Annotated in this window: 12 protein-coding genes; 6 read left to right on the top strand and 6 right to left on the bottom strand. The window is 70.8% G+C overall.

Translation table 11 applies throughout. The annotated features are described in order from the left end of the window. Positions 1-73: 73 nt before the first annotated feature. Together QIT00_RS15965 and QIT00_RS15960 are read right to left on the bottom strand one after the other, a co-directional pair. Positions 74-1,501: an amino acid permease gene (locus tag QIT00_RS15965; protein ID WP_282535926.1), complete on the bottom strand. Its 1,428-nt coding sequence runs from the start codon at positions 1,499-1,501 to the stop codon at positions 74-76. A gap of 101 nt (positions 1,502-1,602) precedes the next feature. After that, on the bottom strand, positions 1,603-2,172 hold the full coding sequence (locus QIT00_RS15960; protein ID WP_408909782.1) for a universal stress protein: 570 nt from the start codon (positions 2,170-2,172) through the stop codon (positions 1,603-1,605). On the opposite strand from QIT00_RS15960, the gene lysX reads away from it, so the two are divergent. After that, positions 2,171-5,503, top strand: coding sequence for a bifunctional lysylphosphatidylglycerol synthetase/lysine--tRNA ligase LysX (gene lysX / locus QIT00_RS15955; RefSeq protein ID WP_282536022.1), 3,333 nt, complete (start codon positions 2,171-2,173; stop codon positions 5,501-5,503). The two genes, QIT00_RS15960 and lysX, sit on opposite strands and share 2 nt — an antisense overlap. A 58-nt stretch (positions 5,504-5,561) precedes the next feature. On the opposite strand, the gene QIT00_RS15950 is transcribed toward lysX, so the two are convergent. Then, complete coding sequence (locus QIT00_RS15950; protein WP_282535924.1) at positions 5,562-5,984, bottom strand: PPOX class F420-dependent oxidoreductase; 423 nt, start codon at positions 5,982-5,984, stop codon at positions 5,562-5,564. Between the two features lie 245 nt (positions 5,985-6,229). Between QIT00_RS15950 and QIT00_RS15945 the strand changes: the two genes are divergently transcribed. Then, positions 6,230-7,075, top strand: coding sequence for a polysaccharide deacetylase family protein (locus QIT00_RS15945; protein ID WP_282535923.1), 846 nt, complete (start codon positions 6,230-6,232; stop codon positions 7,073-7,075). A gap of 123 nt (positions 7,076-7,198) precedes the next feature. Here QIT00_RS15945 and QIT00_RS15940 read toward each other — a convergent pair whose 3' ends face one another. Then, positions 7,199-7,861 carry a class F sortase gene (locus QIT00_RS15940; protein ID WP_282535922.1) on the bottom strand — a complete coding sequence of 221 codons (663 nt, stop codon included), beginning with the start codon at positions 7,859-7,861 and terminating at the stop codon, positions 7,199-7,201. A 336-nt stretch (positions 7,862-8,197) separates the two neighbouring features. Between QIT00_RS15940 and QIT00_RS15935 the strand changes: the two genes are divergently transcribed. Continuing rightward, positions 8,198-8,689 carry a hypothetical protein gene (locus QIT00_RS15935; protein ID WP_282535921.1) on the top strand — a complete coding sequence of 164 codons (492 nt, stop codon included), beginning with the start codon at positions 8,198-8,200 and terminating at the stop codon, positions 8,687-8,689. Positions 8,690-8,850: 161 nt separating this feature from the next. Here the strand turns inward: QIT00_RS15935 and QIT00_RS15930 are convergent, their stop codons facing one another. Then, positions 8,851-9,411: a hypothetical protein gene (locus QIT00_RS15930; protein ID WP_282535920.1), complete on the bottom strand. Its 561-nt coding sequence runs from the start codon at positions 9,409-9,411 to the stop codon at positions 8,851-8,853. 170 nt (positions 9,412-9,581) lie between these two features. Then, positions 9,582-9,815, bottom strand: a complete 234-nt coding sequence (locus tag QIT00_RS15925; RefSeq protein ID WP_282535919.1) for a hypothetical protein — start codon at positions 9,813-9,815, stop codon at positions 9,582-9,584. A 330-nt stretch (positions 9,816-10,145) separates the two neighbouring features. Here QIT00_RS15925 and QIT00_RS15920 point away from each other — a divergent pair, with 330 nt between their 5' ends. The 3 genes from QIT00_RS15920 to QIT00_RS15910 all read left to right on the top strand — a co-directional run bounded on the left by QIT00_RS15920 (position 10,146) and on the right by QIT00_RS15910 (position 14,300). Further along, the gene (locus QIT00_RS15920; RefSeq protein ID WP_282535918.1) at positions 10,146-11,096 is read left to right on the top strand and encodes an SCO0930 family lipoprotein; all 951 of its coding nucleotides are present in this window, start codon (positions 10,146-10,148) and stop codon (positions 11,094-11,096) included. 241 nt (positions 11,097-11,337) lie between these two features. Then, a complete protein-coding gene (locus tag QIT00_RS15915) occupies positions 11,338-12,147 on the top strand; it encodes an SAM-dependent methyltransferase (RefSeq protein WP_282535917.1) in 810 nt (269 codons plus the stop codon). Then, the gene (locus tag QIT00_RS15910; protein ID WP_282535916.1) at positions 12,144-14,300 is read left to right on the top strand and encodes a putative bifunctional diguanylate cyclase/phosphodiesterase; all 2,157 of its coding nucleotides are present in this window, start codon (positions 12,144-12,146) and stop codon (positions 14,298-14,300) included. The genes QIT00_RS15915 and QIT00_RS15910 overlap by 4 nt, the downstream gene beginning before the upstream one ends. Positions 14,301-14,303: the final 3 nt, after the last annotated feature.

Below are 14,303 nucleotides of genomic sequence, written 5' to 3'. Positions count from 1 at the left end.
GAAAAATCAGCCCCTCCGGCGCTTGAGGAGGCCCGTCCGGCAGGACTTTCGGGAAGGGGCGGGTAGGGGAAAATCAGCCCCCGTCCACCCGCTGATCCGCACGCGCCAAGTTCGACTTCCGGTACGAGTACGCGAAGTACACGATCAGCCCGAGGGCGAACCACACCGCGAACCGCGCCCACGTCTGCCACTGCAGGAACGTGATCAGCCAGAGCGAGAACACCACGCCGATCGCGGGCACCACCGGCATGCCGGGGCACTTGAAGGAGCGCGGCAGGTCCGGCTGCCGGTACCGCAGCACGATCACCGCGACGCACACCACCACGAACGCCAACAGGATGCCGATATTGGTGAGTTCGGCCGCCTCGCCGATCGGCATGAACCCGGCGATCCCCGCCGACAGCACACCCACGATCCACGTCACCCGCGTCGGCACGTGCCGCGTCGGGTGGGTCTTGGCGAACCAGTGCGGCAGCAGCCCGTCCCGGCTCATCGAGAACCACACGCGGGTGACGCCCAGCATGAACGTGAACATCACGGTGAGGATGCCGATGATCGCGCCGATCGCGATCACGTTCGCGAGCCCGCCGAGGCCCACCGACTCGAAGGCAGTGGAGAAGCCGCTCTCCTTGTCGACCTCCTTGTAGTTCTGCATGCCCGTCAGGACCAGGCAGGCCAGGACGTACAGGACCATCGAGATCGCGAGCGAGTAGACGATCGCCTTCGGCATGTGGCGCTGCGAGTCCTTGGACTCCTCGGCCGCCGTGGACATCGCGTCGTACCCGAACACCGCGAAGAACACCGTCGCCGCACCCGTGAACGCGCCGCCGATCCCGTACGGGAAGAACGGGTTGTAGTTGGCGGTGTCGATGTGGAAGAAGCCCACCGCGATCACCAGGAGGACCACGAGCACCTTCAGGACCACGACGACGGTCTCGAAGCGCGCCGCGTTCTTGATGCCGAGGGTCAGCAGATAGGCGATGAACAGGCAGAGGACCACCGCGAACAGGTCGATCTTGTGCCCCTCGCCCGTCCCCGGCGCGCCCAGCATCCACACGGGCAGCTCGGCGCCCAACGCCTCGACGAGGAAGCCGAAGTAGCCCGAGATGCCGATCGCGACCACCGCCACGATCGCCGTGTACTCCAGGAGCAGGTCCCAGCCGATGAACCAGCCGGCCAGCTCACCGAGGACCGCGTACCCGTACGTGTAGGCGGAGCCCGCCTTCGGGATCATGCCGGCGAACTCGGCGTACGAGAACGCCGCGGCGGCGCTCGCGATGCCCGCGATGAGGAAGGACACCAGGACCGCGGGGCCCGCGGTGCCGTTGGCGACCGCGCCGGCGAGGCTGAAGATGCCCGCGCCGATGATGCCGCCGACGCCGATCGCGGTGAGCTGCCACAGACCGAGCGTCCTGGTCAGTTGTTCGCTCGGCGCGCCCTCCTCGATCAGCTCGATCGGCTTGCGGCGCAGAATGCCCTGTCCCGTGCGTAGCCCGGCCATGAGCCTCACCTCGTCGTGGACGGCCAGTGGGTGACGGCGATCATGATGGCCGAGAAGCTTGCACGACGGAAGACGGGGGACGCCTCAGGGGTGCGTTGGGGTCACGGCACCACTGTGACGGGCCAGCGGCCCGCCTTCACGAGCCGGACCGCCACCGAACCGACGAGGCGGTGTCCGGCCTGCTCGGACGCGCCGACCACGACGGCGTCGGCGGTCAGCTGGTCTGCCGCCTCGACCAGGCCGTTGTACGGGTCGCCGCGGAAGGTGTGGAACTCCCAGCGCACGTCGTATATGTGCCGCACCCGCTCGGCGGCCGCCCGGATCTCGCGGATCAGGGACTCGGCGACCTCGTCCGTTGTGCCCGCGACCGGCGCTCCGAGTGCCGCGCCCGCCACCATCACCGGCTGCACGTAGACCATCGCGAGCAGCGCCCGCTGCCGCCGGGCGAGACCCGCCGCGTACGCGGCCGCGCGCAGCGACGACTCCGAGCCGTCGACGCCGACGACGATCACCTTGGGGCCGTCCGTGCCCCGCTCGAACTCCGTCACGCCGAAGAGGCTAGCCGCCGCAGCCGCGGACCCGTCCGGCACCCTATGGGGCCCGCTCGACGGGCGGGCCGGGCGCCGCGTTCCTAGAGTCGGGTCCATGAGTGCCAGCGGAGGCGGGTCCATGAGTGCCGGCGCGCAGGAGTCCGGGCCCGCGATAGCCGACGCACCCGCCCGGGAGACGGGCCCGCGCCGCACGGGGTTCCTGAGCCGGGTGCCCGGCGGATTCGCGACGTTCTTCGCCCTGCTCGGCGTGTACTGCGTACTGATCGCCGTGATCGCCCCGCTGCGGCGGCTGCTCCGCCCCGTGTCCCGGGCCCTGGACCTCGCGACCGTGCCGGTCAGCGCCAACCTCGCCTACGCGGTGTTCCTGTTCCTGCTGGCCGCGGCCTGCGCGTCCCGCAAGACCATCGCGTGGCGCCTGGTGGTCGCGTACCTCTCGATCCTGATCATCTTCGACGGGCTGCAGATCGCCCTCGGCGACGTCATGGAGGCGCTGCCCTCGGCGCTCGTCTGCGGACTCGCGCTCGTCCTCCTCGTCCTCGCCCACCGGGAGTTCTACGCGGACGCCCGGCGCGGCGCGCTCCCGCGGGCGCTCGGCGCGCTCGTCGTGGGCCTCGCGCTCTCGTCCCTGGTGGGCTGGGGTCTGGTCGAGCTGTTCCCCGGCACCCTGGAGAGGGGACAGCGGCTGCTGTGGGCGGTGACCCGGGTCTGCGGCGGCGTCGTCGCGCCCGGCACCTTCGACGGCACCCCGCCGCGCCCCGTGCACTTCTTCCTCGGCCTGTTCGGCGCCCTGTCGCTGCTGTACGCGGTGTACGTGCTGTTCCGCTCGCAGCGCATGGACGCGGCCCTGCACGGCGACGAGGAACCCCGCATCCGCGCCCTGCTCGGCGCGTACGGGGAGCAGGACTCGCTCGGCTACTTCGCGACCCGGCGCGACAAGGCCGTCGTCTTCGCGCCGAGCGGCAAGGCCGCCGTCACGTACCGCGTCGAGGCCGGCGTCTGCCTGGCCAGCGGCGACCCGGTGGGGGACGCGGGCGCCTGGGACCAGGCCATCGAGCAGTGGCTGGGCGCCGCGCGCCGGTACGCGTGGGCCCCGGCCGTGATGGGCGCCTCCGAGGAGGGCGCCAAGGCGTTCGCGCGGCACGGGCTCGGCGCCCTGCAACTCGGCGACGAGGCGATCCTGCACGTGGCGAGGTTCGACCTCGACGGCCGCGACATGCGCGTCACCCGGCAGGCCGTCAACCGGGTCAGGCGCACCGGCGCGACCTGCCGGGTCCGCCGCCACTCCACCCTCTCCGACACGGAGATGGAGGAGGTCATCGACAAGGCCGACGCCTGGCGCGACACGGAGACCGAGCGCGGCTTCTCCATGGCGCTCGACCGCCTCGGCGACCCGCAGGACGGCGACTGCCTGCTCGTCGAGTGCCACGACGCGAACGGCCGGCTCCTCGCCCTGCTCTCCTTCGTGCCCTGGGGCCGGGACGGCATCTCGCTCGACCTGATGCGCCGCGACCGGACCGCGCCCAACGGCGTCATGGAGTTCATGGTCGCCGAACTGTGCGCCGCCGTGGGCAAGTTGGGCGTACGACGGGTCTCGCTGAACTTCGCCGTGTTCCGCTCGGTCTTCGAGGAGGGCGCCCGCATCGGCGCCGGTCCTGTGCTGCGGCTATGGCGCCGACTGCTGCTGTTCTTCTCCAAGTGGTGGCAGCTGGAGGCCCTGTACCGCTCCAACGCCAAGTACGACCCCGAGTGGTACCCGCGGTTCATCTGCTACGGCGACGCCGGCTCCCTCGCGCGTATCTCGCTCGCCTCCGGCATCGCCGAGGGCTTCGTCTCCGTACCGAGCATGCGCAAACTGTGGGGCAAGGGCCACCGCTCGGCGGCCCTTGTGCAGCCGTCCACCACCGAGGGCCTGCCGCCCATCGACCAACTCGGCCTGCACGCGGGGGAGTCGGGCACCGCCGACCCCATGGCGGGAATGCCGGAGCAGGTCCGCGTCCGCCACCGCAAGCTGCGCGGCCTCCGGGACGACGGCATCGACCCGTACCCCGTCGGCATCGCGCGGCGCAGCCACACCCTCGCCGAGATCCGCGCCGCCCACCCCGCGCTTCCCCCGGGCACCCGCACCGGCGAGCAGGCCACGGTCGCGGGGCGGGTCATGCTCGTACGCGACCTCGGCGGCGTCGCCTTCGCGGTCCTGCGGGACTGGTCGGGCGATCTGCAACTGGCGTTCACCCGCGAGCACGGCGCGGCCCTCGACACATTCACCGCGCGCACCGACATCGGCGACCACATCACCGCCACCGGCGAGATCGGCACCTCCGACAAGGGTGAGCTGTCGGTCTTCGTCACCGGCTGGCAGCTCACCGGCAAGTGCCTGCGCCCGCTGCCCGACAAGCGCCGCGGCCTCGCCGACCCGGAGGCGAAGGTGCGCCGCAGGTACGTCGACCTGGTCGCCGACCCGGGCGCCCGCGACGTCGTACGGCACCGCTCGACCGCCGTACAGGCCCTGCGCCAGGGGCTGTTGGAGCGCGGCTACCTGGAGGTCGAGACGCCGATGCTGCAGCAGATCCACGGCGGCGCCAACGCCCGCCCGTTCACCACCCACATCAACGCGTACGACCTCGACCTCTACCTCCGGATCGCGCCCGAGCTGTACCTGAAACGGCTCTGCGTGGGCGGCCTGGAGAAGGTCTTCGAGATGGGCCGCACCTTCCGCAACGAGGGCGTCTCGTACAAGCACAACCCCGAGTTCACGATGCTGGAGGCCTACCAGGCGTTCGCCGACTACGACGTGATGCTCGACCTGACCCGCGAGCTCATCCAGGGCGCCGCGACCGCCGCGTTCGGCCGTCCCGTCGCCCACAAGCCGGACGCGGAGGGGAAGTTGGCCGAGCACGACATCTCCGGGGCGTGGCCGGTCAAGACGGTCTACGGCGCGATCTCCGAGGTCCTCGGCGAAGAGGTCACCGTCGACACGGAACTCCCCGCGCTGCACCGGCTCTGCGACCTCGCGGACGTCCCGTACACCCCGGAGGACGGGCGGGGCGACGTGGTCCTGGAGATGTACGAGCGGCTGGTCGAGGAGCGCACCCAACTCCCCACGTTCTACAAGGACTTCCCGACCGACGTCTCCCCGCTGACCCGCCAGCACCGCACCGACCCGCGCCTCGCGGAACGCTGGGACCTGGTCGCGTTCGGCACCGAACTGGGCACTGCCTACTCGGAGTTGACCGACCCCGTCGAACAGCGCCGCCGCCTCTCCGCGCAGTCCCTGCTCGCGGCGGGCGGCGACCCGGAGGCGATGGAGCTGGACGAGGACTTCCTCGACGCCCTGGAGTACGCGATGCCCCCGACGGGCGGCCTCGGTGTCGGTGTCGACCGCCTCGTCATGTTCCTCACGGGCCTGACGATCCGCGAGACGCTGCCGTTCCCGCTGGTACGGCGGCGCTGAGCGACGCTACTCGGGCGCGCCGGAGGTCCCCACTGCTCGGGTGCGCCGAAGGTCTCACCTACTTGGGCGCGCCGAAGGGCTCCACGCCCACGATCCGCCGGACTCGCTCCAGCTCGACGACGACGGTGATGCGCCGCTCCTCGGGAAGCAGCCACTCGTACGGCGTGCCCAGGTACTTGTGCGCGAGCCGGTCCATGTCCCGCTCGGCCTGCTCGCCCTCGACGAACCGGGTGACGCGGCCGTGCAGTTGCACCCGGTCGAAGGGGTCGACGGTGTCCGCGTGCGAGAGGCAGATCCGCGGATCGTTGCGGAGGTTGCGCTCCTTGACCCGCCCCACCGAGGTGTTGAACCAGAGGTGGTCACCGTCCAGGTCGACCCACATCGGACTCACGTGCGGCGATCCGTCGGGATTGGTGGACGCCACGAACCAGATCCCGGTCCCGGCGATCCGGTCCCGTACGTCCTGTGTGAGCTGGGGCATTGCTCTCCTCTTCGGTGTGCGGACGTGCGCGATGATCACGGTACGTGGAGGCTGCGGCGGGCCGGTGAACGGGGTGCGTCCCTCACTAACTGCTGCCCCGACAGCCGCAATTGACCCGAACGTCACCCCCATCCTCTAACCCGAGAAGGCCCGTTCCGCACCCCGAGCCGGTCCCATCAGGTGCTTTCCGGCGGGGTGCCGTGTTGATGGAGGGCAACGAGCCACGAGCGTGCGACGCATAAGTCATGAAAAAGGACGAAATGCTTCCGGGGCGCCGCGTACTCCTGCGCGGCGCCGCCCTCTTCGCCCTCGCGGCCACCGCCGGCTGTGCCGGCACCGAACGGTCCGGCACCACCGCCCGACCGTCCACCTCGCCGGGCCCCGCCGGGGGAGCCCAGGCGGCCCGTCCCCAGAAGCCTTCCGCGTACCGGCTGCGGCCCATCACGGGCTACGGTCCGCAGCGGGCCGCCGTGGCGCGAACTCCCGTACGCAGCAAGCCCATTCTGCGGATGGACGACCGTGGCCGGGGCATGGTCCTCACCTTCGACGACGGCCCCGACCCCCGCTACACCCCGGACGTCCTCACCACCCTGCGCAAGCACGACGTGCGCGCGATGTTCTTCGTCTGCGGCGAGATGGCCGAGTCCAACCCGGACCTGCTGCGGCGGATGATCGACGAGGGTCACACCATCGGCAACCACACCTTCACGCACCCCCAACTGACCCTGATGCGGCGCCCCGGGATCCGCGACGAGATCGAGCGCACCAGCGACGCCGTCCTGGACGTCGTGGGTCGGCCACCGCTCTGGTTCCGCGCACCGTACGGGGCCTGGAACCGCTCGGCGTTCGAGATCGGTGCCGAGCTCGGCATGGAACCCCTGGCCTGGACGGTCGACACCCTCGACTGGCAGGAGCCGGGCACCGGCACCATCGTCAGACGCGTCCTGGAGGGCGCGGGGCCCGGCGTCGTGGTGCTCTCGCACGACGCGGGCGGCAATCGCTCCCAGACCGTGAAGGCCCTGCGGACCTATCTGCCGAAGCTGCTCGACGAGGGATATCGGATCGGGGTGCCGAGCCGCGCGCTGATGTAGGGAATCCACCGAAGGGATCCGTCGACGGAATCCACCGACGGATTCCATAGACCCACGAAACTGCCGGGCGGGCTCATTTCATCGAGCCCGCCCGGCAGTTGTCCGGCCGCTGTGCGGTTCCGCTCAGGTCGTCTTCACCATCCGGGCGAACGCCACGACATTTCCGTCGTAGCCGTTCTCCTTCGTGAATCCGCCGCCGCAGGTGATGACCCGGAGTTCGGCCTCGCCGGTGTCGCCGTACACCTTGGAGCCCGGGACGTTCTCCTTGTCGTACACCTCGATCCCGTAGACCTCGAAAACGACCGTGCGGCCGTCCTTGCGGGTGATCTCGACGTGGTTTCCCTTGGTCAGCGCACCGAGGCCGTAGAAGACCGCGGGCCCCGTGTTGTTGTCGACATGGCCGACGACCACGGATGTGCCCTTCTCGCCCGGCGAGACGGAGCCGTTGAACCAGCCCGCCAGGTTCGGGTCCTGCGGAGGCGGCGCGTCCACCCAGCCCTGCGCGTCCAGGCCCACGGGCATGATCGGGGCGTCCACCTGGATCGCCGGGATCCTGACCCGCTCGGCGAGCGAGAACGACAGCGGCGCGGGGCCGCCGGTATGGGTCTGGCCGTGCACGCGGTTGTCGGTCGCGGCGGCCGAAGCGGGCTGCGGCGGTCCCACGGTGAATTCGCCGGAACCATTCCTTATCAAGGCGAGCCCGGTGAGCAGAACAAGCGCTATCACTCCCCATGGGGCGCGCCTCTTCTGCGGCTCCTCCTCGGTGGCGGACTGGGACGAAGGCATTCTCTATCCCCTCTCAACGCGACAGTCCTGCCGCGTCCATTGCGCATGGCAGAACGCTAAGGGTCGTTCGGAAAAGCGGCGACAGGGAGGAGGCGAACGGGTGGCGGCCGAACGGTCCGTGCGCCATCCGAGTTTCCTGCCTCAGACAATTTCTGACGGCCCGTGACCTGCCCTTACTCGCCTCCGCGGGACTTCGCTCCGGCGTGTCGCCTCACCAGGACGGACCAGCCCCGAAATGCGGGCAGGTGCACGGCACCTGAGGGTCGGTCTGGGAGGGCGATCTCGCCAATCCTGCCCGGGGACGGTTCCTCGGGGCGCTCTCCCGCGGAGGTTCTCATGCGTACTTCTCGTACCCTGGCGGTCACGGCCGCCGCCGGCGCCATCATCGGGCTCGCAGCACCGTCCGCGAGCGCTTGGGACGGAAGCGCCATCACCGTCTCGCCGACCACCACCTTCCGCGGCGGTTCCGTGTCGGTGATGGTCAACGCCCATGAGTGCCGGTCGGGCGGCCATGTCTCCTCGTCGGCCTTCCCGAACACCCGGCTGCGCTGGAACGGTGGTGTCGCCACCGCCAACGTCCGGATCAAGCGCAACGCCCACATCGGCTCGCACAGCGTGACCGCCACCTGCGGCGGCAGCAGCGTGACGCGGGAGGGCGCCCTCACCGTGATCCACGGCGGCTCCCAAGGCGGTGTCGGCGGCAGCAGCAGCACCGGTGCCACGTCGACCGACGTCGCCATCGGCGGTTCCCTCGTGGGTGCCGCGCTCATCGGCGGCGGTGTGTTCTGGCTGCGCCGCCGCGGCGAGACCAGGACCGGCCGCGCCTGACCCATCGGCGCGCCCACCGGCGCGCACGGCGGCACTTCGTCCCGGGACCGGTGCGGATCCCGGGGCGAAGTGCCGTTCTGTGTACGGGAGGTGGGGCATCCCGTACGCGAGGCGAGGGTTCATGGGGTTCATGGCGGCGGCCCGGCGTCCGTGCCCCGCGCTCAGGCGCCGTCCTCGGTCGGGCGGCGCCTGGCCCAGTAGTACGCGGAGCCAAGCGCGCCCGTGATCAGGGCGGCGCCCAGGGCGAGGTCGTGGAAGTCGAGGTCGCCGAAGGTCCCGCCGATACCGGCCCGTACGCCGCGGTGGATGTTGTGCTGCTGGCCACCGGTGTCCTGGCCACCCGTGTCCTGGCCACCCGTGTGATGACCGCCGCCGGTGGCGATAGTCAGATCCGTGGTGCCCGTCTCGCCCTTGCACTCGAAGGTGACGGTGTACATCGCGCCCGGCTTGGCGTCCCAGTCGACAGTGGCGGTGGCCGTCCGGCCCCGGGGGATCCTCACCTTGTCGAAGACGCCGGAGGTGGCGTGTGCCGTCGCGTCGCAGCCGTCCACCTTCAAGGTGACCTGGCCTCCCGCGGCGACCGTCGACGGCGTCACGCTGAAGCCGAACGACGTGATGTCGTTGTCGTTGTCCCCCGCGACCGTGGCATGGGCGGCCGGGGTGGTGAGGGCCAGGGCGCCCGCCGTGACGACGGCCGCCGATGCGAGGGATATCGCGCGCATAGCAATCCTTAGGGTCCCCGAGGAGCGGCGCGGACCTGTTCCGCTGCAACCGGTGATGCACCTCGATGCCCGAAACGCTAGGTATGCCCTTCGGTGGTCGCGATCCGTGTCGGGCGAATGGGGCATGGGCATGGGCCACACAGGGGAACGTGGGTACGAAAGGTTTCGGTTCAGGCGCTGCGGTCCGCGTGCGGCGGGAGCCACGCGTGCGCGGGCGCGCCTCGCCACTCCACCAGATGCGGGTCGTCGAGCGCGGCGTCCGCCTCGTCCAGGCCCGCGGCGCGCAGCAGTTCCACCAGCTCGCGGTCGCTGTGCGCGGTCCCGAGCGGGCGTCCGCGCACGCTGACCGGGCGTCCGTCCCCCGAGGTGAACGGATGCACGACGATCGGTGCTTGCCAGGGCATGCCCTCAGAGTGCGGCAGGGGTGCGACTGCCGCAGCTCGAAGCGGTACGGGCGGGAGAGGTCCCCTGTCCCCGCGGACGCCCCGGCCCGGTCCGTACGGACGTCCCGGCCCGGTCCGTACGGCGACCGCGACCGTGCCCGTACGCAAGCCCCGGCCTCTGGCCCGTACGCAAGCCCCCCTGGCCGGTACGCAAGCCCCGGCCCCTGGGCCCGTACGGAAAAGAATTTCGGCGGTGATTGAGTGCCGGCCGTGGGCTGCTCCGTATCCAGGGGTGCGTGCGATGTGCCGCATGCGTAGCAACTGCCTCTACGAGCACAGGAGTTGACCGGCATGAACACCTGGCGGAGCGCGTCGATCGCGGTGGCGGCCGCGGCCCTGTTGACGCTGACGGCGGCGTGCGGACAGGAGCGGTCCGGCGAGGACGCGAACGGGCAGTCCGTGGGCAACGCCGCCCCGGCGAACGGGAGTTACGGCGACGGATACGGCTCGGCGGCGGGCGGCAGCGGCGAGGCGGAGGCCAAGGCGGCCGGGCAGCTCGCCGTGTGGAAGAGCAAGAAGTTCGGCGACGTCCTCACCGACAGCGCCGGGTTCACGCTCTACCGCTTCGACCAGGACACCGCGAAGCCGCCGAAGTCCACCTGCGCGGGGGAGTGCGCCGAGACCTGGCCCGTGGTCGCCGCCGACGGCGCCAAGGCCGCGCCCGGCGTCGACCCCGCCCTCATCGGCTCGGTCGCCCGCGAGGACGGCACCGAGCAACTGACCGTCGCCGGCTGGCCGATGTACCGCTACGCCGCCGACAAGAAGCCCGGCGACGCCAAGGGGCAGGGCGTCGGCGGCACCTGGCACGCGGCGGCGCCCGACGGCGAGAAGGCGAAGGCGGCAGCCGGGGGCGGTTCCGCGGGCGAGCAGGCGACGGACCTGCCCGGTATGTCCACCCGCGAGGACCCCGAACTCGGCGAGATCGTCGTGGACAGGCGCGGCATGACCGTCTACCGCTTCCAGAAGGACTCCGCCTGGCCCATGAAGTCCGCATGCACTGGTGCCTGTCTGGACAACTGGCCCGTCGTGGAGCCTGTGGACAAGAACGACGCGAAAGGTGTCCTGAAGAAGGGGTTCACGGTGTTCGACCGGCCAGACGGGAAGAAGCAGCAGACCATCGACTGCTGGCCGCTCTACACCTTCTCCGGCGACAGTAAGCCCGGCGACGTCAACGGCCAGGGCGTGGGCGGCACTTGGTACGCGGTCTCGCCCGAGGGGAAGCTGGTCGGGGCGCCGAAGTAGCCCTCCGCCCGCGCGGTTCAGGCCGCAGCCCCCGCTCCGTATGCCACGGAGCGGGGCTGCGGCGTGTGCGGCGTGTGCGTCGTGTGCATCTGCAATCGGTCAAGTGCACGTGCAGCTGCAGGTGCACTCGTCGCAGGTCGTGACCGAGAACGGATGAGCAATTTCCGGTTCTGCTCGACCCGTTGGCGAGCGATCAGTAGCCTCGGCTCGAACACCGGCTCGCCTACGCCTTGGAGACACGATGGATCGACCCGCCTGGGCCCCGCCGGGCATCGACATCTCGAAGCCCAGCGTGTCCCGTATGTACGACTTCTACCTGGGCGGATCGCATAATTTCGAGGTGGACCGCGAAGCGGCCCGCAAGGCCATGGAGTTCATGCCGGGACTTCCCAAGATCATGCAGGCCAATCGGGCCTTCATGCGGCGAGCCGTACGCTTCGCGGTCGAATCGGGAATCACGCAGTTCCTCGATATCGGCTCCGGCATTCCCACCTTCGGAAACGTCCACGAAGTGGTACAGAAGGCAAATCCCCGGGCAAAGGTCGTGTACGTCGACCACGACCCGGTCGCGGTCGAGCACAGCAAGGTCGTCCTCGACGGCAACGACGGGGCGGCGGCCCTGGCGGCCGACCTGCGCAACCCGCAGGAGATCCTCAACAGCCCCGAGGTCAAGGGCCTGTTGGACCTGGAGCAGCCGGTGGCGCTGCTCCTCGTCGCGATCCTGCACTTCGTCGAGGACACGGACGACCCGTACACCGCCGTCGCCGAACTGCGGGACGCGCTCGCGCCCGGCAGCCTCCTCGTCCTCACGCACGCCTCGTACGACGGCGTCCCGGCGCGCGAGGAGGCCGCCGGCACCGTCGGTGTCTACGAGAAGACCCGCAATCCGCTGGTCATGCGCACGCGCGACGAGATCGCGCGCTTCTTCGAGGGGTACGACATGGTCGAGCCAGGGCTCGTGCAGATGCCGCACTGGCGGCCCGAGACGCCCCCGGAGCAGGAGGACCCCTTCACGTTCTCCGGGTACGCGGGTGTGGGGCGCAGCGCGTGACCGAGAAGAGCGCCGCGCCGGACGGGCCCGAGGGAAGACTGCGCCGGTTCGCCACGATCTGGAGCCGTGCGGTCTTCCCCGCCACGGCCACCTCGCTCAGCCGGGCCGAGCTGGAGCAGCAACTGGTGCCGCTGGCCCGCCGGTTGCGGGACGCGCTCGCCGCGCGGGCCCTCGACGCGGCCGAGGGCCAGGCGGTCGGCGCCGCCCTGGTCGGCACGCACTGCACCGACCCGGAGGCGCTCAGCCGCACCCTCGACGTGGTGGACGCCTACCTCGTCCTGTACTGCGCTCAGGAGGACGACCGGCGGAGCAAGGACGAGCTCAGGTCGCGCTGCTCGCGGCTCCAGCACGCCGTCGCCGCCGGCTTCGCGCAGGCCCTCAAGGAGCGCACGCTCGCCGAGCAGGAGGCCATCTCGCGGGCCGCGCTCGACGCCCGGCACGCGGTCGCCGAGGCACTGCACGCCAGCGAGGCCCGCTTCCGCGCCGTGTTCGAGGGCGCCGCGATCGGCATCGGCATCGCCGACCTCGACGGCACCGTCCTCCAGGTCAACGACACCCTCACCCGGATGTTCGGCGGCGGCTTCGGACAGCAGATCCGCGGCCGCAACATCAGCGAATGGACCCACCCCGACGACGCCCCGCAGGTCTGGCGGCTCTACGAGGAGCTGGTCCGCGGCGAGCGCGAGGAGTACCGGGTCGAGAAGCCGTACTACCGGCACGACGGCACCGTCCTGTGGACCAACCTCACCGTCTCGCTGCTGCGCGACGCCGAGGGCCGACCGCAGTACCAGCTCGCGCTGATGGAGGACACCACCGAGCGGCGCCTGCTCAACCTGCGCCTCCGGTACGAGGCGACGCACGACGCGCTCACCGGACTGCCCAACCGCACGCTGTTCTTCGAACGCCTGGAGAAGGCGCTCGCCGCGGGCGACGGCAGGCGCTTCGGGCTCTGCTACCTCGACCTCGACGGCTTCAAGGCCATCAACGACAGCCTCGGCCACGCGGCCGGCGACCGGCTGCTCGTCGAGGTCGCCGACCGGCTGCAGTCCTGCGCGACCGCGCCCGGCGAGATGGTGGCGCGGCTCGGCGGCGACGAGTTCGTGGCGCTCACCACGGGCACGGACACCGAGCGCGAGGTCGACGAACTGGCCGGGCGCATCCTGTCGATGCTGGCCATACCGATCAGGATCGAGGGCCGCGAGATCACCGTGCGCGGCTCCATCGGCATCGTCGAGGGCCCGGCGGGCGAGCGCAGCCCCGCCGAGGTCCTGCGCAGCGCCGACATCACGATGTACCGGGCCAAGTCCGCGGGCGGCAACCGCTTCGAGCTCGCCGACCCGGAGGTGGACGCCCGTACGATCACCCGCCACGGACTCACCACGGCCCTCCCGGCGGCCCTGGCGCGTGGCGAGTTCTTCATCGAGTACCAGCCGCTCGTACACCTGGCGGACGGGTCGGTGAGCGGGGCCGAGGCGCTGGTGCGCTGGACGCATCCGCAGCACGGAGTGCTCGGCCCGGACCGGTTCATTCCGCTCGCCGAGCACACGGGGCTCATCGTGCCGCTCGGCCGCTGGGTCCTGGAGGAGGCGGTACGCCAGGCCCGCGACTGGCAGCAGCGGCACGCGGACGCCGGTCCGCTGCGGATCAACGTCAATCTGTCCCCGGTGCAGCTGCACCACCCGCATCTGGTCGCCGACACGGTCGAGATCCTGGAGCGGGTGGGGCTCGAACCGGGCGCGCTCTGCCTGGAGGTCACCGAGTCCGCGCTGATCGGCGCCGACGACGATCTGCTGAAGCCGCTGCGCAGGCTGGCCGACATGGGGGTGGACATCGCCCTCGACGACTTCGGTACGGGCTACTCGAACCTGGCGAATCTGCGGCGGCTGCCGGTGAGTGTGCTGAAGCTGGACCGGTCGTTCACGCAGGGCATGCAGCGGTATCCGGTGGACCCGGTGGACCTGAAGATCGTCGAGGGGGTCGTCTCCCTCGCCCACAGCCTGGACCTGTCGGTCACGGTGGAGGGGGTGGAGACGGGGGCACAGGCGGAGCAGTTGCGGGAGCTGGGGTGCGATACGGCTCAGGGGTGGTATTACGCCCGCCCCGGGCCGCCGGATCGTCTCCATACCTTGGCGCTGGTCGACGCGACGGGTTGACCG

The organism is Streptomyces luteolus, assembly GCF_029968015.1.
Lineage (GTDB): Bacteria > Actinomycetota > Actinomycetes > Streptomycetales > Streptomycetaceae > Streptomyces > Streptomyces luteolus.
The sequence above is the reverse complement of the archived record's forward strand: the minus strand, read 5'-3'. Positions and strand labels throughout refer to the sequence as shown.